The 25,742-nt window shown below is 66.5% G+C and carries 25 protein-coding genes; 17 read left to right on the plus strand and 8 right to left on the minus strand.

The window, feature by feature from the left end:
* Positions 1–303 precede the first annotated feature (303 nt).
* The 10 genes from ACFPPA_RS01865 (at position 304) to ACFPPA_RS01910 (ending at position 7,158) form a co-directional block, all read left to right on the plus strand.
* On the plus strand, positions 304–762 hold the full coding sequence (locus tag ACFPPA_RS01865) for a hypothetical protein (RefSeq protein WP_377316720.1): 459 nt from the start codon (positions 304–306) through the stop codon (positions 760–762).
* Between the two features lie 112 nt (positions 763–874).
* Entirely contained in the window at positions 875–1,405 is a 531-nt protein-coding gene (locus tag ACFPPA_RS01870) for a peroxiredoxin (RefSeq protein ID WP_377316722.1), read from the plus strand.
* Complete coding sequence (locus ACFPPA_RS01875; RefSeq protein ID WP_377316724.1) at positions 1,405–1,875, plus strand: hypothetical protein; 471 nt, start codon at positions 1,405–1,407, stop codon at positions 1,873–1,875. Before ACFPPA_RS01870 ends, ACFPPA_RS01875 begins: the two co-directional genes overlap by 1 nt.
* A gap of 101 nt (positions 1,876–1,976) precedes the next feature.
* Positions 1,977–2,816 carry an energy transducer TonB gene (locus ACFPPA_RS01880; protein WP_377316726.1) on the plus strand — a complete coding sequence of 280 codons (840 nt, stop codon included), beginning with the start codon at positions 1,977–1,979 and terminating at the stop codon, positions 2,814–2,816.
* Positions 2,817–2,950: 134 nt separating this feature from the next.
* The gene (locus ACFPPA_RS01885) at positions 2,951–3,703 is read left to right on the plus strand and encodes a DUF2884 family protein (protein ID WP_377316728.1); all 753 of its coding nucleotides are present in this window, start codon (positions 2,951–2,953) and stop codon (positions 3,701–3,703) included.
* Positions 3,704–3,827: 124 nt separating this feature from the next.
* Positions 3,828–4,265, plus strand: coding sequence for a DUF2383 domain-containing protein (locus ACFPPA_RS01890; RefSeq protein ID WP_377316730.1), 438 nt, complete (start codon positions 3,828–3,830; stop codon positions 4,263–4,265).
* A 10-nt stretch (positions 4,266–4,275) separates the two neighbouring features.
* Positions 4,276–4,851 (plus strand): DUF924 family protein, encoded by a 576-nt coding sequence (locus ACFPPA_RS01895; RefSeq protein ID WP_377316732.1) that lies wholly within the window; start codon positions 4,276–4,278, stop codon positions 4,849–4,851.
* A 55-nt stretch (positions 4,852–4,906) separates the two neighbouring features.
* Positions 4,907–5,218, plus strand: coding sequence for a DUF2845 domain-containing protein (locus ACFPPA_RS01900; RefSeq protein ID WP_377316734.1), 312 nt, complete (start codon positions 4,907–4,909; stop codon positions 5,216–5,218).
* A 124-nt stretch (positions 5,219–5,342) separates the two neighbouring features.
* On the plus strand, positions 5,343–6,152 hold the full coding sequence (locus ACFPPA_RS01905) for a DUF2884 family protein (RefSeq protein WP_377316736.1): 810 nt from the start codon (positions 5,343–5,345) through the stop codon (positions 6,150–6,152).
* A gap of 127 nt (positions 6,153–6,279) precedes the next feature.
* Positions 6,280–7,158, plus strand: coding sequence for a mechanosensitive ion channel family protein (locus ACFPPA_RS01910; RefSeq protein ID WP_377316738.1), 879 nt, complete (start codon positions 6,280–6,282; stop codon positions 7,156–7,158).
* A gap of 45 nt (positions 7,159–7,203) precedes the next feature.
* On the opposite strand, the gene ACFPPA_RS01915 is transcribed toward ACFPPA_RS01910, so the two are convergent.
* Entirely contained in the window at positions 7,204–10,788 is a 3,585-nt protein-coding gene (locus tag ACFPPA_RS01915) for an ABC transporter permease/M1 family aminopeptidase (RefSeq protein ID WP_377316740.1), read from the minus strand.
* Between the two features lie 49 nt (positions 10,789–10,837).
* The gene (locus tag ACFPPA_RS01920) at positions 10,838–11,722 is read right to left on the minus strand and encodes an ABC transporter ATP-binding protein (protein WP_377316742.1); all 885 of its coding nucleotides are present in this window, start codon (positions 11,720–11,722) and stop codon (positions 10,838–10,840) included.
* A gap of 229 nt (positions 11,723–11,951) precedes the next feature.
* Between ACFPPA_RS01920 and ACFPPA_RS01925 the strand changes: the two genes are divergently transcribed.
* The 3 genes from ACFPPA_RS01925 to lpdA are packed head-to-tail and all read left to right on the plus strand — an operon-like array spanning position 11,952 to position 16,348.
* Entirely contained in the window at positions 11,952–13,373 is a 1,422-nt protein-coding gene (locus ACFPPA_RS01925; protein ID WP_377316744.1) for a dihydrolipoyllysine-residue acetyltransferase, read from the plus strand.
* An 11-nt stretch (positions 13,374–13,384) separates the two neighbouring features.
* Positions 13,385–14,473 carry a mechanosensitive ion channel family protein gene (locus ACFPPA_RS01930; RefSeq protein ID WP_377316746.1) on the plus strand — a complete coding sequence of 363 codons (1,089 nt, stop codon included), beginning with the start codon at positions 13,385–13,387 and terminating at the stop codon, positions 14,471–14,473.
* Between the two features lie 27 nt (positions 14,474–14,500).
* Positions 14,501–16,348 (plus strand): dihydrolipoyl dehydrogenase, encoded by a 1,848-nt coding sequence (gene lpdA, locus ACFPPA_RS01935; protein ID WP_377316748.1) that lies wholly within the window; start codon positions 14,501–14,503, stop codon positions 16,346–16,348.
* 168 nt (positions 16,349–16,516) lie between these two features.
* Here the strand turns inward: lpdA and ACFPPA_RS01940 are convergent, their stop codons facing one another.
* Complete coding sequence (locus tag ACFPPA_RS01940; RefSeq protein ID WP_377316750.1) at positions 16,517–18,715, minus strand: HD domain-containing phosphohydrolase; 2,199 nt, start codon at positions 18,713–18,715, stop codon at positions 16,517–16,519.
* A gap of 485 nt (positions 18,716–19,200) precedes the next feature.
* On the opposite strand from ACFPPA_RS01940, the gene ACFPPA_RS01945 reads away from it, so the two are divergent.
* Positions 19,201–19,548, plus strand: coding sequence for a glycine zipper 2TM domain-containing protein (locus tag ACFPPA_RS01945; protein WP_377316752.1), 348 nt, complete (start codon positions 19,201–19,203; stop codon positions 19,546–19,548).
* A 49-nt stretch (positions 19,549–19,597) separates the two neighbouring features.
* On the opposite strand, the gene ACFPPA_RS01950 is transcribed toward ACFPPA_RS01945, so the two are convergent.
* Complete coding sequence (locus tag ACFPPA_RS01950; protein WP_377316754.1) at positions 19,598–20,191, minus strand: NADPH-dependent FMN reductase; 594 nt, start codon at positions 20,189–20,191, stop codon at positions 19,598–19,600.
* An 84-nt stretch (positions 20,192–20,275) separates the two neighbouring features.
* Here ACFPPA_RS01950 and dapB point away from each other — a divergent pair, with 84 nt between their 5' ends.
* A complete protein-coding gene (gene dapB, locus ACFPPA_RS01955) occupies positions 20,276–21,076 on the plus strand; it encodes a 4-hydroxy-tetrahydrodipicolinate reductase (RefSeq protein ID WP_377316756.1) in 801 nt (266 codons plus the stop codon).
* Positions 21,077–21,097: 21 nt separating this feature from the next.
* Here the strand turns inward: dapB and ACFPPA_RS01960 are convergent, their stop codons facing one another.
* Together ACFPPA_RS01960 and ACFPPA_RS01965 are read right to left on the minus strand one after the other, a co-directional pair.
* Positions 21,098–21,574 (minus strand): hypothetical protein, encoded by a 477-nt coding sequence (locus ACFPPA_RS01960; RefSeq protein WP_377316758.1) that lies wholly within the window; start codon positions 21,572–21,574, stop codon positions 21,098–21,100.
* The gene (locus ACFPPA_RS01965) at positions 21,571–22,149 is read right to left on the minus strand and encodes an RNA polymerase sigma factor (protein ID WP_377316760.1); all 579 of its coding nucleotides are present in this window, start codon (positions 22,147–22,149) and stop codon (positions 21,571–21,573) included. Before ACFPPA_RS01965 ends, ACFPPA_RS01960 begins: the two co-directional genes overlap by 4 nt.
* Before the next feature lie 124 nt (positions 22,150–22,273).
* On the opposite strand from ACFPPA_RS01965, the gene ACFPPA_RS01970 reads away from it, so the two are divergent.
* Positions 22,274–22,600, plus strand: coding sequence for a DUF6249 domain-containing protein (locus tag ACFPPA_RS01970; RefSeq protein WP_377316762.1), 327 nt, complete (start codon positions 22,274–22,276; stop codon positions 22,598–22,600).
* Between the two features lie 20 nt (positions 22,601–22,620).
* Here the strand turns inward: ACFPPA_RS01970 and ACFPPA_RS01975 are convergent, their stop codons facing one another.
* Together ACFPPA_RS01975 and dinB are read right to left on the minus strand one after the other, a co-directional pair.
* Positions 22,621–23,298, minus strand: coding sequence for a hypothetical protein (locus tag ACFPPA_RS01975; RefSeq protein ID WP_377316764.1), 678 nt, complete (start codon positions 23,296–23,298; stop codon positions 22,621–22,623).
* Positions 23,299–23,543: 245 nt separating this feature from the next.
* On the minus strand, positions 23,544–24,638 hold the full coding sequence (dinB, locus tag ACFPPA_RS01980) for a DNA polymerase IV (RefSeq protein ID WP_377316766.1): 1,095 nt from the start codon (positions 24,636–24,638) through the stop codon (positions 23,544–23,546).
* 132 nt (positions 24,639–24,770) lie between these two features.
* Here dinB and ACFPPA_RS01985 point away from each other — a divergent pair, with 132 nt between their 5' ends.
* The gene (locus tag ACFPPA_RS01985; protein WP_377316768.1) at positions 24,771–25,448 is read left to right on the plus strand and encodes a type 1 glutamine amidotransferase domain-containing protein; all 678 of its coding nucleotides are present in this window, start codon (positions 24,771–24,773) and stop codon (positions 25,446–25,448) included.
* The last annotated feature ends 294 nt before the right edge of the window (positions 25,449–25,742 follow it).

Consider the following 25,742-nt stretch of genomic DNA (forward strand, 5'->3'; position numbering starts at 1 on the left):
CTTTTCCATCCTGCGATCCGGCCTCGGAGCCTTGTCGAGTCTATGCAGTGTTTCGGTCTCGCCACAACCCGCGGCATGCTGCAGCGACCCGGTCTCGCCGGTCAGGGACAGTCTGCGCGGCACCCCGTTATTGCGGCATCAAGGCGGGCTGCCTGAACGGACAGTCATCCTTGTGCACGTCTCTATCACGCTGCAGTGCACACGATTCCAACACCAACGCAGCGACCTGCCGACCTTTCGAGGGGCATCGCCGATGCTGCGGCGGCAATCAATCCCATCCTGCATGTGACAAGGAGAGAACCGATGATCAAGCGTACTTTTGGAATGGCTGCCCTGGTGATGGCCTGTGCTGGAGCGATGACCGTGCTGCCGACCAGCAATGCACAGGCTGCCGAAGCGTCGGTGGAATGTGACCTCAGCTTCAACCTGTCCGGTTGGTCGTTGATCTACAAGCATGCCGAAGGCACCGGCACGGTGACCTGCAACAACGGTCAGACCGCACGCGTGAAGATCACGGTGGTCGGTGGTGGCCTCACCGCCGGCAAGTACCACATCGACCACGGCAAGGGCGAAATCAGCCACGTGCACAGCATCGCCGATGTCTATGGCGACTATGCACAGGCCGGCGCCGAGGCGGGCGTGGTCAAGAGTTCCACCGCGCAGGTCATGACCAAGGGCACCGTGTCGCTGGCGATCGCCGGCACGGGCGAAGGCGTCAACCTGGGCATTTCGGCCGGCAAGTTCACCATCAGCAAGCTCTGATAGTCACCGAAGGCGACAAGAAGAAGGGCGCCCCCGGGCGCCCTTCTTTCGTGGTTGCGGGTAGACTGCGGCGATCGCTGCACCGCGCCCTTTCCCGGTAGGAGAATTCCTCATGCGTCGCCTTGCCTGTCTGCTCGTGTTGACCCTGTTGTGCGCGTTGACCGCCCCGGCATCTGCTGCCAGCCCGCAACCGGGCGACGCCGCACCGACGTTCCGCTTGCAGGACCAGAACGGGCATTGGCGCACACCCGCCGATTTCCACGGTCACTGGCTGGTGATGTACTTCTACCCGAAGGATTTCACCCCCGGTTGCACCACCGAGGTATGCACGTTCCGCGACGACATCGCCAAACTGCGCAAGGCCGGTGCCGACGTGGTCGGGGTGAGCCTCGATGACGTGAAGTCGCACGCCGATTTTGCCGCGAAATACCACGTCCCGTTCCCGCTGCTGTCCGACACCGGCCGCACGGTGGCGACCCGCTACGGTGTGCTGACCTCGCACATGGGCATGCACTACGCCAGGCGCACCACCTTCCTGATCGACCCCCGGGGCAGGATCGCCAAGGTCTACGTGGATGTCGACCCGGAGAAGAACTCGGCCCAGGTGCTGAGTGACCTCGCCACGCTGAAGGCCACACCCTGATGCCGTTGGCGATACGCACCGACACGGCGGCGGCACGGCGGTTTGCGCCATGGGCGATCGGTCCGTGGGTGCTGCTGCTGATCGCAGGCCTGGGCTTCGTGCAGTATCTGCAGCACGCCGAGTACGCCTATCTGCTGGCAGCCCTGCTGGTGATCGTGGTGAGCGCCGGTTGCATCCTGCGGCAGGGGTGGGCGCGCTCCACGATGCAGCTGCTGGCCGTGCTGCTGGCGCTGTGGGCGCTGGCCAGCGGCGTGCTGATGCTGCAGCACTGGGGCGATTTCGAGATCGCCCGACAACACGCCCAGGCACAACCTCAACTGGGCCCGATCGCGCTGTGGATGATCGCGCGGGCGCAACGCACCTGGCAGATCGGGCTGGCGCTGAAAGCGTTGGGGATACCGCTGCTGCTGTGGCTGGCCTGGCAGCTGGGCCGGCCGGCGGTGCGCGCGCAATTCCGGCGGCGGCGCTGAACTGCGCACGATCGGTGCAACGGAGCCAACCGGCGCTAGACTCGCTTCGGGTTTACCTCGGGGGCTGGGGAATGAAACGTGGATGGCTGGTTTTGTCGTGCATGATGCTGACCGGTATGGCGTTGGCTGCCGGGCCAGCCGCAGTGCGCAAGCGGGTGCAGGCGAGCATGCTGGTCACCGGCTCGATCACGGTGGCGCCGGACGGCAGTGTCAAAAGCTATGTCGTTGACCAGCCCGAACAGCTGCCGTCGCCGGTCATCGGTCTGATCAAGCGCAGCGTGCCGACGTGGCGGTTCGTGCCGGTCGTTCTCGATGGTCGGCCGGTGTTCGCCAAGGCGGCCATGAACCTGCGCATCGTGGCAAAGCCGTTGGGTGACGGCAAGTACTCGCTGGGCATCGGCAGCAGTTATTTCAGCCAGCCATCATCGAGCGGTGATCCCGGCAGGGAAACCGTCACTGCCAGGCAGCGGCGGCCACCCAACTACCCGCCGTTTGCCGTGGAAGCGCGCGTTTCCGGTACGGTCTATCTGGTGCTGAGGGTGAACCGGCAGGGAATGGTGGTGGATGCTGCGGCGGAACAGGTCAACCTGGACGTTGTTGCCAACGATACAGAGATGAAGCGGTGGCGAACCGTGCTTGCCGATGCGGCGTTGCGCGCAGCACGGAAATGGACGTACAACCCGCCAACCTCGGGACGCGATGCTGCGGCGCCCTCCTGGGTGATCAGGGTACCGGTCGAGTTCAGTTTGAGTGAGTGGGGTAAGCCGGTTCCGGTCGCGAAGTATGGCGCCTGGCATGCTTATGTGCCGGGGCCGCAGAATACGCCCGCTTGGATGATGGAGGAGCCTGGCGTAGGGGGCAGTGCCGATGCCATTCCCGCGGGTAGCATCTCCCAGGTTGGCCGGGGCCTGCAGATGACCACCTCACTCAATGGCGCCTGAACTGAGCCTGCTCTGTTGCATAGTGCCATCATCCTGTTCGGGCGACGTTTCGCCTGCACGCGCCAGCACATTCAGCCGAGGTTGGCAGGACAGCAGCTATCGCTGGTAGGCCTTGTCCCCGGAAAAAACTGCCGATGCGTCTCTACCGTTCGCTTGCCATCCTCCTTTTCCTGTTCGCCGGATCGCCGCTGCAGGCGCAGGATCTGGCCGCTACCTGCCATGCCAGCAGCAGCTATGACGTCACCCTGAAGACGGACAGCGTGCTGTTCGACCGCGCCGCGCCGGCGCCTTTCCATGTCGATATCCAGCACGGCGCGCTGCGTACCGATGGTGCGGCCGTGTCTCTGAATGCCGAGGACCAGGATCGAATGGTGCTGTTCGAGCGTGCATTGCGCGCGCTGGCACCGCGGGTGCGTTCGGTGGCCCTGAACGGCGTGGACATGGCGGTGCGGGCCATTCGCGCCGAAGCCGATGGCATGGGCCTGGGTGCCGATACCCGCGCCGAGTTCGATCGCCGCCTGAGTGCGGACGCGAGCGAGCTCAAGCGACGCATCGCGATCAGCCGCAGTACCCACGACTGGCAGGGTGAGGCCGCGGACCAGAGCATGAACCGGATGGCGGCGGACCTGCTGCCCCTGCTGGCGGCGGATCTCGGCCAGCAGGCGATCAGCGCGGCCTTGAGCGGGGATATGCAGACTGCCGGCAGTCTGCGCGACCGCGCCACCTCGCTGGCGACCGAACTGCAGCCGCGGCTGCAGCAGCGCATGCAGGCGCTGCGCCCCCAGATCGAGGCGTTGTGTCCCTCGATCCGGCGCCTCGCCGAATTGCAGCAGGGCGTGCGTGGCAGCAACGGACAGCCACTGGATCTGTTGCAGATCGGCCAGTGAGAGCCGGGGTGGCCCACTGCCAGCTGACTGGCTTGCGCTATTCGGCGAGGGGTTAATGCTGCGCTAAGTGGCCGGGGGCGACGATGGCCCGGTGAATCAGTCCCCGACCCGGAAAAAAGCGCTCATGCCGCCGCGCACTCCGCATGGCGCCTGCAATGCCCTGATCCGGCGTGGCATCGACCTGCGGCTGCTGTATCGGCAGGCGGCATCGGCGTGCGAGCCGGGGCTGCGCGTGGTGCTGAATGACAATGCGCAGACGCTGGGTCTGCTGATCGCCGAACTGCAGGCGCAGCTGCGCGCCGATGGCGGCAGCCCGAAGGCACACGGCAGTTGGCATGGCGCCATCCGACGGCGGCTGACCGGATGGCTGGTACGCCTTGCCAGTCGACCGGACACGGCCTGGATCCACGCACTGGCACATCAGGAAAGTGCCCTGCTGCAGGCGTTCGAGCAGACCATCGCCGCGCTGCCGCCCGGTTCGGTGCCGGGCCTGTGCCGGCAGTTGCCGCGCTTGCGCGGCATCCAGCTGGACATGCACAGTCTGGTCGGCAGCGCACACTGAAGGAGTCGCGATGGCAGCGTCCGCGCAAGAGGTTGTGGATTTCTGGTTCGACGAAGCGCATGCGGGAAACTGGTTTGTTGCGGATGCGGACTTCGATGCGCAGATCCGCGAGCGCTTCGGCACGGCGGTGAAAGCGGCCGCGAGCGGACAGCTGGACGAATGGATGGCCACAGCGGAAGGGTGGCTGGCGTTGCTGATCCTGCTCGATCAATTCCCGCGCAATCTGTACCGTGGCGACGCCGGTGCCTGGGCCGCCGACGTCAAGGCGCAACGTGTCGCCTTGTCAGGTCTTGCCCGCGGGCATGACCGGCAACTGCTGCCGTTGCAGCGCGTATTCGCCTACCTGCCGCTGGAACATGCCGAAGACATGGCGCTGCAGCAGCGTTCCGTCGAACTGTTCGAGGCGTTGGGCGTGGAAGTGCCGCCGGAACAGCGCGCGCAGTTTGCGGACTTCCTGGACTATGCTCGGCGACATCGCGAGGTGATCGCGCGCTTCGGCCGCTTTCCGCATCGCAATGCTGCATTGGCTCGGCTCAGTACGCCGGAAGAAATCCACTACCTGGCCCAGCCCGGCGCGGGGTTCTGAACCGGCCGATGCGGCGCAATGGATAGCCGATTCATCACCGACCAGGGAGCAGGTCATGCGCATGTGTCTCGTTGTTGCCTTGTTCGTCTTCAGTGCCGCCGGGCAGGCCTCCAGCACCTTGCGCGTGGGCAACCAGGTGCTTACCGCCGGCGACAGCCGCGAGCGCGTCACCGAGTTGCTGGGCAAGCCGTCCTCGAAGTCGCACAAGCACAGCTCTCGCAACAGCCACGGCAGCCGTCGCGGCGGCGTGCGCGTGCTGGAGCGGAACCCGGGCGGCGAACGATGGCGGTACCGGCGTGGCGACCACGTCACCGTGGTGACGCTGGTGGATGGCCGGGTCACCGACATCGAGGACGAGCGGCTCTGATCCCGCGGCATCCGTGACTGATGACAGGGCATGACGGCTGGCCCATGCCGCAGCGCTCGCACCGGTACATCGTGGTCGTACGGTCCGGTCATCGGGTACCGGCCGCCCTCACGGGGATACGCTCATGGGCAAGATACTCCCGCTGCTCGCGCTGGCCCTCGGCCTGGCCTCCGCTGCGCAGACGCAGGCGCATGACCTGCACTTCGACAACGACCACTGCGGCTACACCACGGACTACGACATACGGGTCACTGCGGACGGCATCGCGTTCGATCGCCAGGGCCGGCCGGCGGCCAGCGTCTTCATGCATGACGGGCGGCTGCGCGTGGATGGCCGGCCAGTGGCCCTGTCCGCCGCGGATGCCGATCGCCTGCGCCAATACGAGGGCGACGTTCGCCAGTTGCTTCCGGCGGTGGCGGGGATCGTGCGGGAAGGGCTGGATATCGGCTTTTCCGCGATGACCATGGTGGCCACGACGTTCGCCGCGAATGGCGAGCAGCGCGACAAGTTGCTGCAGCGGCTCAATCGCAGGCATGCGGCGGCACTGCGCCAGGTCGACGACGGCATCGGCAGCGGCGTGTGGAAGCAGAGCGACATCGCGGACACGATCGAGGACGGCGTCGAGAGCGGCGTCTCCGAGATGGTCGGCACGATCACCGCCAGCGCGGTAAGCGCCGCGCTCAGCGGCGACGACGCCCGGGTGGCGGCCTTGCAGGCACGCGCCGACTCGCTGGAGAAGACGATCGAACAGGAGGTCGATGCACGCGCGGACCGACTCGGCCAGCGTGCCCAGGCGCTATGTCCCCGCCTGAGTGAACTGGAACAGCTGCAGCAGCAGTGGCAGTTCCGGCTCGGCGACGGTTCGCGCCTGCAGTTGCTGAGCCGCACGAGCGCCCGCAAGGACGAGGCAGCCCTGGCCGGGGCTGGTCGCTGAGCCGGTTGCGGCGGTGCCATCGCCCGGCGACTGCCGCTTGTCCTGATCGGTTGCCGCGGCCCCGGGAGATATTTTCACGGGCACGCTGCTAGGCTGACCCTCGATTTTCTTGACACGAGGCAAGGCCATGCTCGATAGCCCGATCAAGGCGGCCGCCGCCGTCGCGGCGACCCACGGGATTTCCGGCTATACCGATCAGGCGGTGCAGATCGGGTTGCGCCTGATCGGTGCGCTGCTGGTGCTGCTGGTGGGCATGTGGATCGCGCGCCGGATGGCGAACTTCACCCAGCGCGCGCTGGGGCGGGCCAGGCTGGATACCACCCTCAGCGGCTTCGTGCGCAATCTCACCTACGGCGTGCTGGTCGCCCTGCTGGTGGTGACCGCACTGGGCGTGCTGGGTGTGCCTTCGGCGCCGATGGTCGCGGCACTCGGCACGGCGGGGCTGGCGATCGGGCTGGCCTTGCAGGGAACGCTGAGCAACATGGCCTGGGGTGTGCTGCTGGTCATTTTCCGGCCGTTCCGGGTCGGCGACTTCGTCACCGCCGGCGGCGTCGAGGGCACCGTGGAGAGCATCAACCTGATGCATACCCTGCTGTCGCTGCCGGACGGTCGCGAGGCGATCATGCCGAACGGCAAGGTCGGCAGCGACGCCATCATCAACTACAACCGCCGGGGCACGCGCCGGTTCGAGCTCACCGTGGGCATCGGCTACAAGGACGACATCGGTGCCGCGATGGCCGAGATCAAGCAGCTCTTCGAGCAGGACGAGCGCATCCTCGAGGATCCCGCGCCGGGCGTGTGGACGTCCGCGCTGGGCGAGAGTTCGGTGGACCTGATCGTGCGGGCCTGGACCCGGCCGGAAGATTTCTGGGCCACCAAGACCGACCTGCTGCGGGCGATCAAGGAGCACTACGACGCGGCCGGCATCAGCATCCCGTTTCCGCAGCGCGAGCTCACGGTGGTGCAGGGCAGCCTGCCGGCAGGTTCGCCGGCGCGAAAGGACTGACCGGACACGGCAGCGACGGGCAATTCCGCCGCTGCCATACCGGGATCATTCCACGGTCACCGTGCGCCGGTTGTCGCTGGACACCTTGTCGATCAGCTCGTTGTAGGGGTCGATGCCGGCCAGCGCGGGCAGGCCGTCGACGGTGACCGTGAGCGTGCTGTCGCCATCGGGCAGCATGCGTTTGTGCAGGTACAGCGGCTTGCCGTCCTTGCCGGCTCCCGGCGAGGCGGCGAACACGCCGATCTCGATCGGGACGTCCGGCCTGCCGGTGGTCTCCTTGCCGGTACCGTCGACGTAGACCTTGCTGGCATGCACTTTCAGGGTGACTTCGTACTTGCCGTCGGGCAGTTTCTTCGCGGTGGCGTCGATGACGCGGTTGTCGAACAGGGTGATCTTCCAGAACAGGTCGTCGAGCAGGCTCTTCCATTTCGGATCGATGGCGCCGCCGAGCGCGTCCAGGAATTCCCTCGAGGTGGTGTAGGGCGGCTGCTGAAAGCCCTTGTCGATCAGGAACTGTTTCAGCACGCGGTCGACCACGTCCTCGCCGAGGTAGTCCTGCAGGGCGTAGAACACCAGCGAGCCCTTGCGGTAGTGGATGTATTGCTGGTTCTCCACCCGGGCCAGCGGCTCCTCGGCCAGCTTTTCCGTGGCGCGCCCGGCCAGGTAGCTGTCCAGTTCGTATTTCAGGAATTTGTGCATCTGCCCGGCGCCGTACTTGTGCTTCATCACCATCAGCGCCGAGTACTGCGCCAGCGACTCGCTGAGCATGGTCGAGCCCTGCATGTTGGCGCCGATCACCCGATGCGCCCACCATTGATGCGCGACTTCGTGGGCGGTGACGTAATAGACGTAGTCGATCTTCGAGGTATCGCGCAGGTCGGCAATGAAGCCGATCGATTCGGAGAACGGCACGGTGTTCGCGAACGACTGCGCGAAGCCGGCATAGTTCGGAAACTCCAGGATGCGCAGCTGGCGGAACTGGTACGGCGTGTAGTTCGCGTCGTAATAGTCCAGCGAATCCTTAACCGCCTGGATCATCCGGTCCACGTTCCAGGCATGCGCGGGGTTGTAGTAGACGCCGATCTGCACGCCCTTCCACTCGACCTGCTTCACCGCGTAGCGGGCGGACAGCCAGGAGAAGAACGGCAGCATCGGCTTGTCCATCGTGTAGTGGAAGTAATGCCGGCCATGCGCCGTCCATTCCTTCTGCAGATAGCCCGGTGCCACCGCGATCTGGTCGGCGGCGGTGGACACGGTGGTGTCGAAGCTGATCCAGTCCGCGTCGTTGCTGATGTAGGTGTTGGCACGCGCCTTCTCGTCACCGAGCTCCGGCATCCGCGGCACGTCGCCCTTGAGGCCGTATTTACGCCGGTCGTTGCGGTCGGTGATCTGCACCTGGCTCTGGTAGCCGAACTGCGGCATCACCTGGTTGTTGAAGAACGTGCCGTTGTGCGCCAGGAACTGGCCTTGCGGACTGTTGGTGAAGCCCCTGGGCGCGTATTCCAGGCTGAAGTCGAAAGCCATCGACGCACCCGGCGCCAGCGGCGTCTTCAGCCGGTAGATGGTGAAGCCCAGCGCCTTGTCCGCGCTGACCGTGTCGTGCGGTGCGAAGTTCAGCGACTTGACCGTGAAACCGTCGGTGAAGTTGACGTACAGCTCGCTGATCGGCGCACTGTGCTTGTTCACCAGCGTGTAGTGGCCACGGATGTCGAGCCTGCGCCGGTACGGATGGATGTCCACATCCGCCTGCACCGAAGTGATCCGCGGTTGCGGCAGATCCTTGTACTTCGCGTATTTCTTCTCGTAGTCCGCGCGCTGGCGCAGCTTCGCCGTGCTGTTCTGGAAATGGTTGAGCACGTTGGTGTTGTAGTAGATCCAGATGCCGCTGCCGATGAACGCGAGCAGGGCCAGTGCCAGCACGAGCTTCGCCGGGTCATGCAGCCGCGCCCGCGCCTCGCGCAGCCGGTCGGGCCACGCCTGGCCGGTGCCGCGTACCCAGAACAGCGCGGCCAGCACCAGCAAGGCGGCGGCGCAGCTCGCCCAGTAGAAGTCGAACCACAGTGCGGCGCCGAGGTAATGGCCGAAGCCGTTCATGTCCGAATACGGCACGCCGGGCGCGTTGCCGTAGTTGTACAGGTTCTGCTCCCAGTGCAGCAGGCCGAAACCGAGCTGGGCGACGAACCACAGGATGGTCAGCAGGTAGCCGAGGAACTTGTTGTTCGACAGCACCTGCAGGAACAGCGCCAGCACCGCCAGCAGCACGAACGGGATCGCGTTCAGCGCCAGCGTCGACAGGTACAGACCCGGCTCGATGTGCGTGTAGCCATGACCGAGTTGCCAGCCGATGCCGACCACGGCGCCGACCAGCAGGAATGTGCCGATCACCGCCAGCAGCGCACCGAGCTTGGCGGTCAGCGGGATCCAGTCGGGCAGCGGAAACGCGTCGCTGACCTCGGCCGAGCGCTGGCTGCGCTCGCGCCACACCAGCTCGCCGGCATAGAACGTGATGATGATGAACAGCAGCCACTGGAATGCGCCCTGCAACATCTCCAGCACCTGGTGGGTGACCGGCCAGGTCGCGGTGCCGTAGATCTTCCCGGCGAGGAACAGCGAGGCAACCAGGTTGGTCAGGCCCAGCGCCAGCATGATCAGGAACGGAGCGCCGCGCAGCACGCCGAGCGTGTCGAAGGCGAACTGCGCGCGCAACTGCAGCAAGTGGGCGCGAAAGTCGTCGGTCAGCCGCACCGTGGGCAAGCTCAGCGTGGCATGGCTCGCGCCAGGCCGCATCATCGGCGGCTCCGAGCGCTTCTTGCGCCGCGGCAGTTGCAGGCCCTCCCGGTTCGGGCGAAACAACGCGGCGCTGGCGCCCAGCAGGGCCAGGCTCACGCCCAGCCACAGCAGCCGGTTGAACAGCAGCACGCCGGTCAGCGCGGGCAGCTCGTGGTTGGACTGGTAGGCCGACCAGTAGCGCGTGACCAGGCCGACGGTGCGCCCGCCGAATGGATCGAGCATGGCCGCGAGGAAATGGTTGTTGACGTCGCGGGAGAGCAGGCCGACGATCAGATTCAACGCGAAGTAGGCGATCAGGCCGATGTAGGTGGCCAGCAACGAGCGCGTGGTGGATGCGATCAGGAACAGCAGCGCGGCGATGAACAGCATGTCCGGCACCACCATCACGCCGAACGCCCACGCATAGCCATGCCAGCTTGACGGCCCCAGCCGCGCGGCGTCGATCCACGGCATCATGCCGCCGATGGCGATGCCGAGGGCACAGGCCAGCATCACCGCCAGCGCCGCCAGGTAACCGGCCGCAAAGCGTCCGCCGAGGTAGCTGGTGCGGCTGATCGGCGTGCTGAAGAACAGCTCGGCGGTGCGATGGTCGAAATCGCGCAGGGCGGCACCGGCCACGAACACGGTGACCAGGAACGTGCTGAGCAGGGTCAGCACGGTGAGCAGCCGCACGATCACCAGTGGCGCATTGCGCAGCACGTTGCCGCTGGCGCCGCCGGCGACCACCGCATCGGTGCTGACCAGGGTGAAGGCGAGCGCACCGAACACCACCGCGATGATCCAGAACAACGGTGCCTTCAGCTGCTGGCGCAATTCAAAGCGGAGTATCTCGAAGAACATTCGGTATTCCCGTCCGGCGTGTCGGAAGCGGCGGTGAGCGTGGAGTCGCTCAGGCGGCCCTGGCGGTGGCCTGCGCGCGCAGGCGGCCGAAGTAGACGTCTTCCAGATCCGGCGCGACCGCCTCGAAGCCTTCTTCCGGCAGCGAGTCGGCCAGCACGTGCAGCAGGGTGCGGCCCCCGGCGAGGCGGGTGGACAGAATGTTCATGCGGGCGCGATAGCCGTCCAGTTCGGCCTTGTCGATCGTGCGGCGCCAGACCCGGCCGTCCAGCGAGCGGATCGCCTCGGCCGGCTCACCGCTGAGCAGCACCTGGCCCTGGCCGATGATCGCCATGTGCGAGCACAGGTCGGTCACGTCCTCGACGATGTGGGTGGACAGGATCACCACCACCCGCTCGCCGATCTCGGCCAGCAGGTTGAGGAAGCGGTTGCGTTCCTCCGGATCGAGGCCGGCGGTGGGCTCGTCCACGATCACCAGGCGCGGATCCCCGATCAGTGCCTGGGCGATGCCGAAGCGCTGGCGCATGCCGCCGGAGTAGGTGCCCAGCTTGCGCTTGCGCACGTCCCACAGGTTCACCTGGCGCAGCAGCGCCTCGACCAGCTCGCGCCGCTCGGCCTTCACCGTGACGCCCTTGAGCACGGCGAAGTGCTCCAGCATCGCCTCGGCCGAGACCTTCGGATACACGCCGAATTCCTGCGGCAGGTAGCCGAGCAGGCGGCGGGTGGCCTGCTTGTCGGCGAGCAGATCCATCGTGTCGAGCTTGATGCTGCCTTCGTCCGGATCCTGCAGCGTGGCGATCGTGCGCATCAGCGAGGACTTGCCGGCGCCATTGGGGCCGAGCAGGCCGAACATGCCGTTGGGTATGTCCAGCGAGACGCCGCGCAGGGCCCTGACGCCGTTCGCATAGGTCTTGGACAGGTCACGTATCGTCAGCATCGTTGGCTTCCTGCGCCGCTCCGCGCGGCTGGAGATAAGTCAGGGTAGGGCATGGGCGGGGGTGGTGCGTGCGCACAAGGTAATGCATACGCCTGCGCATGGAACAGGTCGATTCGTCGGTTCGGAACGCGTTGTGCAGTACGGATGGCCCATGCCTTCGTTATGATTGAGGCCTTGCATGCGACCGCCATCCCCGAGCGGCACGCCACAGCCATCAGCAGGAGTCATCATGGCCGACCTCAAAGAAGCCCGCGTCCCGGATATCGGCCACGCCGACGTCCCCGTCATCGAAGTGCTGGTCAAGGCCGGCGACCGGGTGGAGAAGGAGCAGAGCCTGATCACGCTGGAGTCGGACAAGGCGACCATGGAAGTTCCCGCACCGTTCGCCGGCATCGTGCGGGAGATGAAGCTGAAGGTGGGCGATGAAGTGTCCGAAGGCGCGGTGATCGCCCTTATAGAAGTCGTCGGCGCAGCCGACACAGCGTCCCCCTCTCCCGCTTCGGGAGAGGGCAGGGGTGAGGGTGCGGGCGTACGGGGTGGCTCCGACAAGGAGACCGGCCGCTCTCCCGCAGCGGGAGCAAACGCACAGCCCACGCAAGAATCCGCCCCGGCCCCGGCCCCGACGGCAGCCGAACCGAAGTCCGCACCCGCTGCCGCACCGGCCGCGCAACCGGCGCCCGCTGTCGCGCCCGCGGCCGCGCGCCCGCCGCTGGATGCCAGCATCGTGATGCCCGGCGACGCCCCCTACGCGAGCCCGGCGATCCGCGCGTTCGCGCGCGAGCTGGGCGTGGACATCACCCAGGTCAGGGGCAGCGGCCGCGGCGGTCGCATCCAGCGCGAGGACGTCAGTGCCTGGGTCAAGCATGCGCTGGCTTCCGGCGCGCGTCCGAGCAGCGGCGCGTCCGCCTCGCTGGGCGGGCTCAACCTGTTGCCGTGGCCGAAGGTCGATTTCGCCAAGTTCGGCGAAATCGAGGAGAAGCCGCTGTCGCGCATCCAGAAGATTTCCGGTGCCAACCTGGCGCGCAACTGGGCGATGATCCCGCACGTCACCCAGCACGAGGACGCCGACATCACCGAGATGGAGGCGTTTCGCAAGCAGCTCGGTGCCGAGAACAAGGAGCTGAAGATCAGCCCGCTGGTGTTCCAGATCAAGGCGGTGGTGGCGGCCCTGAAGGCGTTCCCCCAGTTCAACGCCTCGCTCGACGAATCCGGCGAGAAGCTGATCCTGAAAAAGTATTTCCACATCGGCATCGCGGTCGATACGCCCGATGGCCTGGTCGTGCCGGTGCTGCGTGATTGCGACAAGAAGGGCCTGCTGGAGCTGGCCCGCGAAATGGGCGAGATCTCGAAGAAGGCACGCGACAAGAAACTCGGCCCGGCCGAGATGTCCGGCGGCTGCTTCTCGATCAGCTCGCTGGGCGGCATCGGCGGCACCGCGTTCACGCCGATCGTCAATGCACCGGAAGTGGCGATCCTCGGCGTGTCCAAGGCGGCGATGAAGCCGGTATGGAACGGCAGGGAGTTTGCCCCGCGGATGATCCTGCCGCTGTCGCTGTCCTACGATCACCGGGTGATCGACGGTGCGCTGGCCGCGCGCTTCGCCTCGTTCCTGGCCAACCAGCTCGGCGATATCCGTCGGCTGCTGCTGTAACGGACGACCCGGTGCAGGCTCCCAGCGCATTCCTCTACCTCGACATGGCTCCGGCCACGTCGACGGCCATCCACCAGGGCATCAGGCAGGTCGCCGAGTGGCTGGAGCTGGGCGTCAGGTTCGGCGGCGTCACCGTGACCATCGGCTCGCTGCTGGGCTCGGTACTGCTGTTTGCGCTGTTCCTGTTCGGCACCGGGGTGCTGAAGCGCCTGCTGCATCGCTACGCCCTGCGCAACGAGCACGTCAATCTCTCCACGGTCTACACCGTCGAGCGTTTGCTGCACTACCTGTTGCTGAGCATCTGCCTGTTGTGGGCGCTCAGCGTGGCCGGTATCCCGATGGCGAAGATGACCGTCTTTGCCGGCGCGCTGGGTGTGGGGCTGGGCTTCGGCCTGCAGGCGATCTTCAACAATTTCGTGTCCGGCCTGATCCTGCTGTTCGACCGCAGCCTCAAGGTCGGCGACTTCGTCGAGCTGGCTTCCGGGGTGCACGGTCACGTGCGCGAGATCCGCATCCGCGCCACCCTGATCAGCACCAACGACGACATCGACATCCTGGTGCCGAATTCCGAGTTCGTGACCGGGCGGGTCGTCAACTGGACCCTGCGCGAGGTGGCGCGGCGACAGAAGATCCCGTTCGGCGTCGCCTACGGCACCGACAAGGAGCTGGTGAAGAAGGCCGCGCTGGAAGCCGCCGCCGCGGTGCCGTTCACGCTCAGCCTGGATGGCCCGCGCGCGCCGCAGGTATGGCTGGCCGGCTTCGGTGATTCCTCGCTGGATTTCCAGCTGGTGGTCTGGCTCAACGCCGAGGCCACCCGTCGCGTCGGCGCGATCACCGCCGCCTACAACTGGGCCCTGCATACCGCGCTGGAAAAGTACGGCATCGAGATCCCGTTCCCGCAGCGCGACCTGCACGTGAAGAGCTGGACCCGGCCAGGTCAGCGCGACGATGAGGGCCGGCCCGAAGCGGCCGCTCCGATCGCGCGCGACGCCGGCACGCATGACAACGACGCGGCAAAGGATGTCACACGCGACATCGCGGAAAAATCCGCCGGCCGCTCCGACACCCATCCCCCCCAAGATCCGGACGCAGCGCGCTGACGTCCCGCAACACGAAGGAAGCAAGCCATGGCCAACACCATCGAGATCAAGATTCCAGACATCGGCGGCCACGACAACGTACCGGTGATCGAGGTGCTGGTGAAGGCCGGCGACACCGTGGCGAAGGAGCAGAGCCTGATCACGCTGGAGTCGGACAAGGCGACCATGGAGATCCCCTCCAGCGCCGCCGGCGTGATCAGGGAGCTTCGGCTCAAGGTGGGCGACGAAGTGTCCGAAGGGGCGGTGATCGCCGTATTGGAAACAGTCGGCGTAGCCGACACGACCACCCCTTCTCCCCCGCGGGGAGAAGGCCGGGATGAGGGGGCACGGTCGCCGGACAGTTCGAACAGCGCGAACAAAGGCGGTGAGTCTCCCGCGAGCATCCGCCCCTCACCTCAATCCTCTCCCCAGAGGGGAGAGGAGGCGAAGGTGCCGCAAGCGGCGTCGTTGTCAGGAAGAACGGCGGACCTCGAGTGCAAGCTGGTCGTGCTGGGCTCCGGCCCGGGCGGCTATACCGCGGCTTTCCGCGCCGCCGATCTGGGTGTCGACACGATCCTGGTCGAGCGGTACGAGAGCCTCGGCGGCGTCTGCCTCAACGTGGGCTGCATTCCGTCCAAGGCGCTGCTGCATGCCGCCGCGGTGATCGACGAGGCCGAGGCGATGGCCGCGCACGGCGTCAGCTTCGGCAAGCCGAGCATCGACATCGACAAGCTGCGCGATTTCAAGAACAAGGTCGTCGGCAAGCTCACCGGTGGTCTTTCCGGGATGGCGAAGCAGCGCAAGGTGCGTACGCTCCAGGGTATCGGCAGCTTCGTGTCGCCGAACGAAATGGAAGTCCGGACGAAGGATGGCGTGAAGCTGATCCGTTTCGAAAACGCGATCATCGCGGCCGGCTCGCAGTCGGTGAAGCTGCCCTCGTTTCCGTGGGACGACGAGCGCATCGTCGACTCCACCGGCGCGCTGGAACTGCGCGACGTGCCGAAGAAACTGCTGGTCGTCGGCGGCGGCATCATCGGCCTGGAAATGGCCACCGTCTACGTGGCGTTGGGCAGCGAGGTGACCGTGGTCGAGTTCATGGACCAGCTGATCCCCGGCGCCGACGCCGACCTGGTCAAGCCGCTGGCGCAGCGCCTGGGCAAACGGCTCAAGGGCATCCATCTCAAGACCAGGGTGGTCGAGGCCAAGGCCACCAAGAAGGGCATCGAAGTCAGCTACGAGGGCGACAGCATGCCCGAGACCACGCTGTTCGATCGCGTGCTGGTGTCGGTCGGTCGCTCGCCCAACGGCGGCAAGATCGGCGTGGACAAGGCCGGCGTCGCCGTCACCGAGCGTGGCTTCATCAATGTCGATGGCCAGATGCGCACCAACGTGCCGCACATCTTCGCGATCGGCGACCTGGTCGGCCAGCCGATGCTGGCGCACAAGGCCACGCACGAGGCGAAGGTGGCCGCCGAAGTGGTCGCCGGGCAGAAGAGCCACTTCGATGCGCGGGTGATCCCGTCGGTCGCCTACACCGATCCGGAAATCGCCTGGGTCGGCGTGACCGAGCGCGAGGCGAAGGAAAAGGGCCTGAAGATCGGCGTGGGCAAGTTTCCGTGGGCGGCCAGTGGCCGCGCGATCGGCATCGACCGCACCGAGGGCTTCACCAAGCTGCTGTTCGACGAGGAAACCCATCGCGTGGTCGGCGGCGGCATCGTCGGCGTGCACGCGGGCGACCTGATCTCCGAGATCGCGCTGGCGATCGAGATGGGCAGCGAGGCGGCCGACATCGGCCTGACCATCCACCCGCATCCCACGCTCAGCGAATCGGTGGGCATGGCGGCGGAGATCTACGAAGGCACCATCACCGACCTGTACATGCCGAAAAAGAAGTAGGCGGCTCAGGCGAAACGGAAAGTCCGGGCCTTCCCGGACTTTCCGTTGACGCCGCCGCCCGCCGTGCAGACATTGCCATCGGCGCCTGGCCAGCAAGGCCGGCAGCGCAGCTGCGTGCCGGATGGACCGACATGCAGCACAGGCCGAAGGCTTTCGCTTGCCATCACTTCAGGCCGACAGTGCATAACCGTTCTGGCGAAACAGCCGCAGGCACGCGTCGACCACCTCGGCATCGAAGAGACTGCCGCGTCCCCGTTCTATTTCCGCCAGTGCCCGGGTGATGCCCAGCTCTGACCGGTACGGTCGGCGTGATGCCATCGATTCGACCACGTCGGCGACCATCACGATGCGCGATTCGAGCAGGATGGCCTCGCCACTCAGCCCCTGCGGGTAGCCGCTGCCGTCCATCCGTTCGTGATGCTGCCAGGCGACCATGGCCACCGGCCAGGGTAGTTCGATGCCCTGCAGGATCTCGTAGCCGGTTTGCGGATGCTGGCGGACCAGTTCCCACTGGTCGTTGGTCAGCGGCTCGAGCGTGGTGAGGGTCTGCAATGGAATGCTGATCTTGCCGATGTCATGCAGGCTGCCGGCAACCTGCAGGCCCTGCTGGCGACGCTCGTCGAAGCCGAGCTCGGCGCCGATCGCCACGGCGATTTCGCCGACCCGGTGCGAATGGCCCTGCGTGTAGGCATCGCGCAATTCGGACAGATTGGTGGCCACTCGCACGGTGCTCATGAAAGCCGCCTCGAGCTCCGCCAGATGCTGTTTGGCCAGCCGTTCGGCATGTACTTTTCCGGTGATGTCCTGCATCAATCCGACAATCGCCGGCCGGCCGTGGAACGAAGCAGTGGCGCCATGCGCTCCGACCTCGATCTCATGCCCATCCTTGCATGCCGCAGTGAAGGCGTAGCTGATCTGGTCCACGTTGCCCTCGAGGCGCACCCGGATGTTTTCGGCGACCGCACCGCGATCCTTCTCGGCCACGATCAGCAACGGCTCCTGGTCGATCAATTCGGCGGTCGTATAGCCGAGCATCTCCGCCATGCGCGGGTTCACGTAACGCATCCTGCCATCCTGAATCAGGTAGACCCCGGCAATCGACTGCTCGATCAGGCAGCGATAGCGCTGCTCGGACTCGCGCAATTCGTCCAGCGCCTTTCGGCGTGCTGCTTCGCGGGCGAAGTTGTCGAGCGCAAAACTGATGTTTGCTGCCATCTGCACCAGCAGCTGGCGCGTCGCCGGTTCAAAGGCATCCGCGGCGTGAGAAAACAGCACCAACATCTCGGTGGGGATGCCGTTGCGTCGCAGCGGAAGCACCGCTGCCGAACCCAGATCGAAGCGGGCGACGCGCTGATGCCAGCCCGCATCGCGCGCGTCGCCTGGAAAGTCCTCGTGCCAGACCGGTCGGTCTTCCCGCGCGGCCAGCATGGCCATGTCGACGACGAGCGGGCTGTTGCCCGCTACCGAGACCTGCAGGCCGTCCAGGAATTCATCAGAATGGCCCCCCGTATTGGCGACAACCCGGCATGCTCCGCTGTGGGGGTCGACTTGGCCGATCCACGCGAGTTTCACGCCACCGCTCTCCACTGCGATATGGCAGATTTCCCGCAGCAAGGCTTGCTCGCTGCTGTAGCGCACGATCGCCTCGTTGCACTCCGACAGCGCTACGTACAGTTGGGTCTGGTGCAGCAGCTTCCGTTCGCTGGCCCGAAGTTCGGTCATGTCGTGTACTGTCCCGACCAGTTGCGTGCAGCGGCCATCGGCGCCAAAGACCGGGGCAATGGTGACCACGCCGGTCTTGCGTCCCGCCGGATAATTCGCGGAGGCCTCCCAGCTGACCGGTTCGCCGGTGGCGCGCGCCTCGCGATATTTTTTCAACACGACGCCCATCGCAGCGGCCGGAACGATCTCCTCGAGCAAGGCGCCCGCAAGCCGCTCCGGCATCAGGCCGGTGGTCTCGAGAAAATTGCGGTTGACCGAGGCGAAGCGCAAGCGGTCGTCCGCTTCCACTTCCAGCATGAACAGGGGGCAGGAGGCGTGGTCGTGGATCAGCGCCAGATGCGCTTCGTGGACGCGCAGTGCCGCCAGCGCCTCCAGCAGCGCGGCATTGGCCTGACCAAGGCGCGTTTCACTGGCATGCAGCCTGCGGAGGACCAAATGGTAAAGCGCCGGAGCCACCAGCAGCGTCAGCACGGCGGCGTTGACCATATCCCAGCTGACGTGCTCCATCTCCAACTGGGTCAACGGCGCGAAATAGGTGCGCAGCACGTACAGCAGCAGGAACCCTGCACCGAAAACAAGCACGCCGACCAGCGAAGCGGCGCCGACAGGACTTGTCAGCCACGCAAGCCATTTCCTTGGACCCATTGCTCGCCCCCTCCGGCGGCTGATGCCGCCCGTCATGCTACCGCCATCGCGCGCGCCGCGCAGCGCCCGGCTTTACTGGCCGCATGCCGTCGCTCCGGGCATCGAGGAAGCCTGTCGCGAACGTCCGGCCCGGCTTGGCTCGATACTCTCGCGAAGCGGTATCGGCCGTTTTCATGGGTGCGATGTCGTGCGGCCCGGTGTCGCGCAGCGGTCTCTTGTCGACAGGCCCCCGGCGCTCCAATCCGATTGCAGGAGGGCTGATTTCCCTCCCCGTGGAAACCGTTCGCCAGTCCACTCGGTACGTGAAGTGCTGGCCCGGCAGCGTCGGTACTCCGGTGCGTCCATTGCGCCGATCGATGGGGGCGAGGGTGGTGCGTACCGTGACCGGGCAGACGGGACTGGACCTGTGGCTGGACGATGCCGCTTGACCGCTCCATCACGCGTTGCGGATTATGAAGAGTCTCCACCCACACGAAGAATCCTCCATGAAAAAGTCACTGATCCTGGTTGCCTCGCTGGCCCTGGCCTTGCCAGCACTCACGGCGACAAGCGTCCAGGCGCAGAGCCGCCATCATCACCATCACACGGTCTGCCGGGATGTGCGGGTCAAGCACATCGGCTCGAAGGACGAACACCGCCTGATCGGTACCGGTATCGGAGCGCTCGCGGGTGGCCTGCTCGGCCATCAGGTGGGGGGCGGCAAGGGCAAGACGCTGGCCACGGTGGGTGGTGCGGTCGCCGGCGGTTACGTCGGCAATCGCGTGCAGAAGCACGCCCAGGACAAGAAGACCTACTACACCACCGAGCGTCGCTGCCACGAGGTCTACGACTGAGGCGTGCCGGCGTGGGCGGGCCGATCAGGCCGTCCGTCCGTGCCTCCGCTCAATACGGCGTGCCGTCCTGGCGCTGCCGTCGCAGCGCGCGGGCGTACCACTCGAACTCGTCGAGGAAACGCTTGAGCGTGTGGCTGACGTGCTCGTTCTGCGGCACGCCGTCTTCATCCAGCGCCGAGGCGATGCGTGGGATCGGGCATTCGCTGGAGATGCTCGGCATGCCCAGTTCGGCCAGCGTGGTGCGCAGCGCGACGGCCGCGCGCACGCCGCCGAACATGCCTGCCGAGTAACAGACGATGCCGGACGGACGCCAGAAATACTCCTCGAGGAAATGATCGAGCAGGTTTTTCAGTGCCGGCGGGATACCGTGGTTGTATTCGCCGCTGACGATCAGGAAGCCGTCCACCCGGCGATACAGCGTGGCCAGTTGTCCCAGCGCGGCGGGCGCGGTGCCGGCCGCGTATTCCTTGTACATGCGGTCGAGCAGGGGCAACTGCAGTTCCATCGGATCGACCAGCACCGCCTCGTGGCCGCGCGCTTGCAGCGCCCGGATCACCAGCTTCGCGGCGCGGATGCCCATGCGCTGGTGTCGCACCGAACCGAGCAGCACGGCGAACGACATCGGCGGGGTTTCGCTGGGCATGCCGGGCTCCATGGATCCGTGGACTGGGATAATTCCGCCGATCCAGATTACCCTGACCGACCGATCGGATGAAACGGGATAGCCATGTCACTCACAGTCTGTGTTGCCGGTGCCACCGGCTGGGCCGGGTCCGAGCTCGCGCGGGGGATTGCCGCGACCGACGATCTCAGCATGGTCGCCGCGGTGGCGCGCCGGCACGCCGGGCAAAAGCTCGGTGACGTGCTGGACGAACCGCGGCTGACGGCATCGATCTTTGCCCGTGTGGACGAAGCCCTGGCGCAACCGTGCGACGTATTCGTCGAGTACACCCATGCGGACAGCGCGAAGGCGAACGTCCTCGCGGCGCTGGAACACGGCACCCACGTGGTGGTGGGCAGCTCGGGTCTGTCCGACGAGGACTACGCGCAGATCGACGCGGTGGCGCGGGAACGCCAGCGCGGCGTGCTGGCCTGCGGCAACTTCGCGCTGACCGTGGTGCTGCTGCAGAAATTCGCCGAGATGGCGGCGAAGATCATTCCGCACTGGGAGATCATCGACTATGCCTACGCGGGCAAGCCGGATGCGCCCAGCGGCACGGTGCGCGAACTGGCCGGACGGCTGGGCAAGCTGCGCCAACCGCAGCTCGATGTGCCGCTGGAGCAGACCATCGGCATACGCGAGACCCGCGGCGGCACGCTGGCCGGCAGCCAGGTGCATGCGGTGCGCCTGCCGGGCTTCGTGATCGGCGCCGAAGTGATCTTCGGCATGCCGGACCAGACCCTGAGCCTGCGCCAGAATGCGGGGAACAGCGCGAAGCCGTACGTGGACGGCGCCTTGCTGGCGATCCGCAAGGTGTCCGGCCTGATCGGCCTGCATCGCGGGCTGGATACCGTGCTGGAGCTGTGAGCCCCGGGCCCGCCGTGCCGTTCAGTGCGGCCGTTGTCCGTGCCCGTGCTGCTGCCACGCGCCCAGCAGCCAGGACCCGCCGATGCAGGCGGCGAAGACCAGCAGCCAGCGTGCGGCCGAGGGTTGCGGCGTCGGCAGGATCGCCAGGATCGGCGGCAGCCACGTGCTGCCGTAGAGCAGGCCGACCACGATCGCGCCCAACAGCAGCGCGATGCCCAGGGCCAGCGTCAACACCCGCTCGAAACCGGCATCGGCCGTGCGCGCGGGCGCCGCGGCCACCCGGGCAGCGAGCTGCTCGGCGAAATCGGCCGGCAGGCCGTCGGCCAGCGGTTCGCGCAAGACCCGCGCCAGCAGGCGGTAGCGTTGTCCGCGGGCATCGTCGCCGGCGGGATCGAGCTGCAGCCGTTCCCGCCGCATCGCGCGTTCCTGTGCCAGCCATTCGCGTTCGCTGGCAGGATCGTCGAACGCGGGGATGTGCTCGTCGATGTCGTGATTCATGCTGCAACTCCAAGCCGGGCTTCGAGCGCGCCGCGCAGGCGCAGTCGGGCGCGGAACAGGTGGCTCTTGATGGTGCCGCTGGCCAGTCCGGTGATCCTGGCGATCTCCGGGATGGACGTCTCCTCGAGGTAATACAGGGTCAGCACCGCGCGTTGCAACGGCGGCAACGATTCGATCGCGGCGTGCAGGTGCTGTGCGGTCTGCTGGTCGGCGCAGGCGGCTTCCAGGTCGAAGTCGCTGCCGATGTTGTCCACCAGTGCATGGTCGTCGTCGGGCCCGGCGGAGTCGACCAGCGGAATGCGCTTGCGCTGCAGGTGCCGCAGCGCCGTGGTGTAGGCGATCCGTCCGATCCAGGATTTCAGCGCGCTCTCGTAGCGGTATTGATGCAGGTAGCGGTGCACGCGCAGGAAGGTGTCCTGGCACAGCTCGCGCGCATCCTCGGGGTTGCGCACCATGCGCTGGATGATGTGCCAGCACAAGCCCTGGTATTCGCGGACCAGCCGCTCGAACGCGCCCGGCCTCGCGGCCAGCACGGCGTCGACCAGTTCGCGGTCCGGGCTGCTGATGTCATCCATGGCACAAGGGATACGCCCACCCGGTGAACGGTTGCAAGCCTTTCGCTGCAACCGCCGCGAGCCTGCGCGTATCTATCGTTGTGAACGGCCGCCCTTCCGCGGCCAGCCAACGAGGAGTTTCATCATGGATCTCGGAATGTTCATCCCGATCAGCCTGTTCATCTGCATCACCTACGCGATCAAGGTGGTGGTCGACGCCAGGGTGCGCAGCCGCATGATCGGCGCCGGCGGCTCGGAAGAGCTGGTGAATTCGATCCTGCGCGACGAGGCGCAGCGGCGGCGGCATTCCTCGTTGCAATGGGGCATCGTGTTGATATCGGTGGGTCTCGGCTTCGGCCTGATCCAGTGGTTCGGCTGGCGCGACGTGACCCCCGGCATGATCGCCGTGCTGGCCGGAGTCACCGGCCTGGGCAATCTGGCTTTCTTCGCGATCGCCCGCAAACTGGGTTAGCCGACCGGTCCGGCGACGGTCTACCCGGCGGCGTGGTCGTCGCCCGGCATCGCATCGGCAAGGTGTTTTTCCAGCGCCCGCAGGTTGTTGTTCATCGACGTGAGGGTTATCTTCATCTGCCGCAGCGTGTACTGGAACGCCTGCGGATCGACCGGGCGATTCATGTCCAGGTCGGTGCTGAAATTGATCTGTTGGCGTATGTCCAGCGACAGCAAGCTGTCGTGCTGTACCCACGAGGCCGCATCGTGTTGCGCTGCGTAGGCTGCGAAATACTTCTTCAGCGGGCCCGGCGCGATCCAGCTCACCGAGTGGTTCGTCACGGCCACGTCCCAGGCCGAGGTCGGCAGGGTCGGCCAGTTGATCCTGAGCCGGAAGCCGCTCCTGTGCGCCTGCAGGTGCTGGTTGATGACGGCGACCGGGGCGCCGTTCCTGAGGTCGGCGGTGAGGATGGCGTCGAGCTGGTCGACCGCCTGCAGCGACTGGTCGTTTTGCCGCAACGAGTCGCGGGTCTCGGCCAGGTTTTCGCGCAGTTCGGCGCTCATCTGCCGGCTCGCCGTCTCTGCCGCATCGGTGTGGTGGGCGTGCTCGATCCACGCCTCCAGCCCCAGCGCGGTGAGGATACTCAGCACGATCATCAGGTAATGCTTGAGAAACTCCTTCGGCGATTGAAGGCGGATTTTGGGTAACTCGATGTGCATCTCGCGGTTCCGTGCATGGGCGTCGCGCCCCATCGACGCGCAGGGTACACGATCCGTGCCGCCCGATCAGCGCAGTACGCGTGCCGCGCCGCCGACCACCTTCGTGCGTGTCGTCGCTGCATGCCATTGCATTGCCCGGATCGCCGGCGCCACGGTCGCGCGGGAGAAGCCGCATGGAGAAAACGGCGACGGCCTCTTCCCGACGAGCGGCAAGAAGCCGTCGTGGCGCGAGTTGCCGCGCTGGATCAGCGGTCGATGGCAGGTTGTTCGAACAGGTCGGCCTGGGCCTGGTAGCTGTCGCGGTCGACGAAGCCGGCCAGACCCACGCCGACCAGCCGATAGCGGTCGTCGGCGGCACGCTCGACCCGCTCGCGCAACGCACAGGCGATGTCGGCCAGTTCGATGGCCGAACGAGGCTGTTGCGGCGGCGTGAGGCTGCGGGTCAGCGTGCGGAAGTCGGATGTCTTCAGCTTCAGCACCACGGTGCGGGCCACGCGCTCGTGCTCCCGCTGATAGCCGGCCCAGGCCTTTTCGGCGAGCCGGCGGATATGCGGTTCGAGCTCGTCCAGCAGCAGGTCGTGCTCGAACGTGTCCTCGGCGGAGATCTGCACGGTGGGCCGCTCCGGCTGCACCGGGTGCTCGTCGATGCCGCGCGCCAGTTCGTGCAGGCGCCGTCCCCAGCGGCCGAAGCGCATCTCCAGCGCGGCCAGCGCATGTGAACGCAGCTCGCCGACCGTGCCGATGCCCAGCTCGGCCAGCTTCGCCTCCATCACCTTGCCGACGCCGGGCAGCCGACCGACCGGCAACGGCGTGAGGAACGCCTCGACCTGATGCGGGCGGATTACGCACAGGCCATCGGGCTTGTTCCAGTCCGAGGCGATCTTGGCCAGGAACTTGTTCGGCGCCACGCCGGCGGATGCGGTGAGCCGGGTCTCCTCGCGGATCGCCGCGCGAATCGCCTCGGCGGTGGCGGTGGCCGAGGGCAACCCGCTATGCGTCACGGTGACGTCGAGATAGGCCTCGTCCAGCGACAGCGGCTCGATCAGCTCGGTGTGCCGCGCGAAGATCTCGCGGATCTGCCGCGACACCGCCTTGTAGCGGACGAAGTCCGGCGGCACGAAGATCAGCTGCGGGCACAGCCGCTCGGCGCGCAGCGCCGGCATCGCCGAGCGCACGCCGAACACGCGCGCCTCGTAGCTGGCCGCGCACACCACCGAGCGGGCGCCGCGCCACGCCACCGCCACCGGCTTGCCGCGCAACGCGGGATCGTCGCGCTGCTCCACCGAGGCGTAGAACGCATCCATGTCGACATGCAGGATTTTTCGGGGGGGCGAAGGCACGCGGTCAACCGACGGGGGATCGGCCTCGATTCTAGGTCGATGCGGGCCCCACCGCGAGCGGAGCCGGCCGGCGTCACATTCGGTTCGCGAGGTGGCGGCTATGCTTCGGGTTCGACTCGAAGTGGAGCGCCCATGAAGATCCTGATGGTCCTGACCTCGCACGATCGCCTCGGCGATACCGGCAACAAGACCGGCTTCTGGCTGGAAGAGTTTGCCGGGCCGTATTACGTCTTCAAGGATGCCGGCGCCGAGATCGTGCTGGCCTCGCCCAGCGGCGGCCAGCCGCCGCTGGATCCCAAGAGCGATGCGCCGGATGCGCAGACGGCGAATACCGAACGTTTTCGCAAGGATGCCGAGGCCGTTGCCGCACTGGCGGCCACCCACAGGCTGGCCGATGTGGCCGGTGGCGATTACGACGCGGTGTTCTATCCCGGCGGGCACGGTCCGCTGTGGGACCTGGCCGAGGATCGCGACTCGATCCGGCTGATCGAATCCACCTACGCCGCCGGCAAGCCGGTCGGCGCGGTGTGTCACGCGCCCGGCGTGCTGCGCCACGTCAAGGCAGCCGATGGCACGCCGCTGGTCAAGGGCAAGGCGGTCACCGGTTTCACCAATACCGAGGAGGCTGCGGTCGGCCTCACCGAGGTAGTGCCGTTCCTGGTCGAGGACATGCTCAGGGACAACGGTGGCAAGTACTCGAAGAAGGATGATTGGCAATCCCATGCGATCACCGACGGCCACCTGGTGACCGGGCAGAATCCGGCTTCGTCGGAGGCCGCGGCGGCGGCCGTGCTGGCCCTGTTGCGCTGACGGTCAGGCCAGTCCGGCGGACGCTCTAGCGGGCTTCTGCGCGAGTCATCGAAGAGCGTGCCGGCATGAAAGCGGTCGTCCGTGAGGAGCGGTCTTCGGTATCCCCGGTGTGCTGCACGGCAATCCCGCGTCATGCTCGGCTGGGATGCCCTGCATCATCCGCGCCGACGCGCACCCCAGCTGCCTCGGCAATCTGGCGGACGTGCTGGCGCCGTATGGATCGCATCGGATACGGTCATCGATGCAGCCCGGATGACCGCGCCCGCGCACACCGCGAGCCCACGGGGCACGCGT

This window comes from Rhodanobacter ginsengisoli, assembly GCF_042657065.1.
GTDB lineage: Bacteria > Pseudomonadota > Gammaproteobacteria > Xanthomonadales > Rhodanobacteraceae > Rhodanobacter > Rhodanobacter ginsengisoli.